This is a genomic window from Caulobacter sp. CCH9-E1, assembly GCF_001556515.1.
Classification (GTDB): Bacteria; Pseudomonadota; Alphaproteobacteria; order Caulobacterales; family Caulobacteraceae; genus Caulobacter.
In genome coordinates this window covers 1-2,606 of sequence record NZ_LSJA01000027.1, presented here as the reverse complement: position 1 = coordinate 2,606, position 2,606 = coordinate 1, and the positions used below count along the sequence as shown (strand labels likewise).

The 2,606-nt window shown below is 64.2% G+C and carries 3 protein-coding genes and 2 tRNA genes; all 5 read left to right on the top strand.

Going from position 1 to position 2,606, the window contains the following annotated elements; translation table 11 throughout:
• The first annotated feature begins 227 nt into the window (after positions 1-227).
• Entirely contained in the window at positions 228-821 is a 594-nt protein-coding gene (gene cspD / locus AX690_RS01635) for a stationary phase survival cold shock domain protein CspD (protein WP_066687138.1), read from the top strand.
• A 73-nt stretch (positions 822-894) separates the two neighbouring features.
• The gene (locus tag AX690_RS01630) at positions 895-1,356 is read left to right on the top strand and encodes a DUF192 domain-containing protein (RefSeq protein WP_066687136.1); all 462 of its coding nucleotides are present in this window, start codon (positions 895-897) and stop codon (positions 1,354-1,356) included.
• 59 nt (positions 1,357-1,415) lie between these two features.
• Positions 1,416-1,492 (top strand) — tRNA-Pro (locus tag AX690_RS01625).
• A 26-nt stretch (positions 1,493-1,518) separates the two neighbouring features.
• Positions 1,519-1,824 carry an ETC complex I subunit gene (locus tag AX690_RS01620; protein ID WP_013078830.1) on the top strand — a complete coding sequence of 102 codons (306 nt, stop codon included), beginning with the start codon at positions 1,519-1,521 and terminating at the stop codon, positions 1,822-1,824.
• A 27-nt stretch (positions 1,825-1,851) separates the two neighbouring features.
• A tRNA-Arg gene (locus tag AX690_RS01615) sits at positions 1,852-1,928 on the top strand.
• Positions 1,929-2,606: the final 678 nt, after the last annotated feature.

Here is a 2,606-nt window from a genome sequence, read left to right as displayed (position 1 = left end):
AGGACGCCAGATTTTCAATCTGGAGAGAGGGGTTCGACTCCCCTAGGGACTGCCATCTTCGGCTGTGTTTTTCAGAATGTTTCCAGATTGTGTCTGCGGCGAAATGTCGCGGATGGCGCTTGCGTGGCCGTTTGACGCGATTTCGTCATTGACGGTTCTCCTTACGCGAGAACACTGTTCTCGTGTGCTCGCTCCGATGGGCTGATCAGGCGAGCCAGAGGGGTGGGATGTCTGGTTACGATTTTCAGGACGCCGCGGCGCACGAAGAGTTCGTGCGCATCAGCGGCAAGGTGAAGTGGTTCGACGCCGGCAAGGGCTATGGGTTCATCATACCCGATGATCCAGGCCAGACTGGGCTGAAGGACGTGCTTCTACATGTGACGTCGCTGCGCAATTGCGGGCGCGAAACCGCCATGGAAGGCGCGGTCATCGTGTGCGACGTGGTTCGAAGGCCAAAAGGCTGGCAGGTCAGCGAGGTCGTCAATCTCGACGAGAGCTCGGCGCCTATGCCGATCGAGCGCCAGAAGCGAACCTTCGCCGACGGTCCGTCGCGGCGCGACGGTCCGCGCGCGGACGGTCATGGCCGCGGCGCGCTGGTCCCGGAGGGACCGGCCGAGCATGCCAAGGTCAAGTGGTTCAACAGAACCAAGGGCTACGGCTTCGTGGTGCGCGACGCCGAGCCGGGTGACATTTTCGTCCATATCGAAACGCTTCGGCGCGGAGGCTTGGAAGATCTCCAGCCCGGCGATGACGTCCTGGTGCGGTTCGCCCGTGGCCCCAAGGGCCTGGTGGTCGCCGAGATCACCGCCGGAGACGCCTGACTTCCGCCGTCTCGATCCGGAAGCTAGTCTTGTTGAGATGAGCTTTCGGACGAGGTGACGTGTGGCGAAGCGCATGATCGATAGGCGCGCGATCCTTGCCCTGGCGGGAGGCGCGTGGGCGCTTGGCTTTGGCGGAGCGCGAGCGGCGCAAGCCAAGCTGGAGACGGTCGAGGTCGTCACCAGCCGCGGTCGCGCCCGATTCCAGGTCGAGATCGCCGCGACCCAGGCCGAGCAGGCGAGGGGGCTTATGTTCCGTAAGTCCCTCGCGCCCGACCGCGGCATGCTCTTCACCTACAAGCGACCTCAGCCGGCCGCCTATTGGATGAAGAATACGCTCATCCCGCTGGACATCATCTACATCCAGCCGGACGGGCGGATTCTGTCGATCGTGCGAAACGCGCGCCCCTATGACGAGACGCCTTTGCCGTCCGGCGGCCTAGTGCTGGGCGTGCTTGAGATCGCCGGCGGACGGGCCGCGCAGCTCGGCATCTTGCCGGGCGATCGGGTTTTGCACAGGATCTTCCCGAAGGTCTGAGGTTTACGTCCGTTGATCCGCGCGCCGAACCCCTGTAGAGCAGCCGCCTGCCGATGTTTCGGAGCGTAGCGCAGCCTGGTAGCGCATCTGTTTTGGGAGCAGAGGGTCGCAGGTTCAAATCCTGCCGCTCCGACCATCGGTAAGGCACTTTGGGAGAGGTCCATGCTGGCCCGCATCTATCGCCCCGCCAAGAACGCCATGCAGTCCGGCAAGGCCAAGACCAAGGACTGGGTGCTGGAGTTCGAACCGGCCTCGGCCCGCAAGCCCGACCCGCTGATGGGCTGGACCCAGTCCAGCGACATGAACGGTCAGATTCGCCTGACCTTCGACACGCGCGACGAGGCCGTGGCCTACGCCCAGCGCCACGAGATCGCGTTCCAGCTGTTCGAGCCGAAGACGCCCAAGCGGATCATCAAGGCCTACGCCGACAACTTCGCCGCCAACCGCAAGCAGCCCTGGACCCACTAGGGCTCTCGCGGACTCGCCGGCCAGCGCGCGCCCTTAGCTCAGCTGGATAGAGCACTCGCCTTCTAAGCGAGCGGTCGCAGGTTCGAATCCTGCAGGGCGCGCCAAGCCGGTCCATGCGTGCGAACGTCTGGAGCCGCCGACTCTACGCCGTTGTTCGCCGAAATCGCTCTCAGCAGTTCCACCTTGCAGCCGCTGACGCGCAGACCCCTCCTTCGGGGTCACATCGACCCGCTGGGCCACGGCCTTCAGCAGATCCCTCCGATACCGGTTCGTCCAGGCTCCCAGCGACCGCGCCAGCTTGGCTAAATGCGCTGACGGGTCAACCATCCCCCGAGTTCTTGCCAGAGGGATATCACGACGGCCTCATGGCGCGCGGCGTTCGATTGAAAGCCTAAATGCCGGGGGACATCCAGTAAGAGCCAAGCTTCCGCCGAGTGTCCGAGAGTGGGCGCTTCAAAAGTCAGAACGGGGGGGAAGTCGGACAGGCCGCAGGCCCCCACCGGACCATGCTTCGCATGGTCGTCCGCCCCCATAGGGGGCAGAAGGTGCGCTCCCTTCTTCCCCCTCCGGGGGAGGAGCGCGTCAGCGCGGAGGGGGCAAGTGTGGGTCGGAAGCGGTAAAGGGCGCCCGCTCCGAAAGCAGACTCTCAACGTGACCGTTGGACCGCGCGAACTGATCAGCGCGGTAGCGTTGGCTGCCCAGATGGCTGGACGAACCCTTGGCTCCGGCTGATCCTCCCTCGTTTCAGTGGACACCCATGCTAGCTTTTCGGAGCTGGAGAG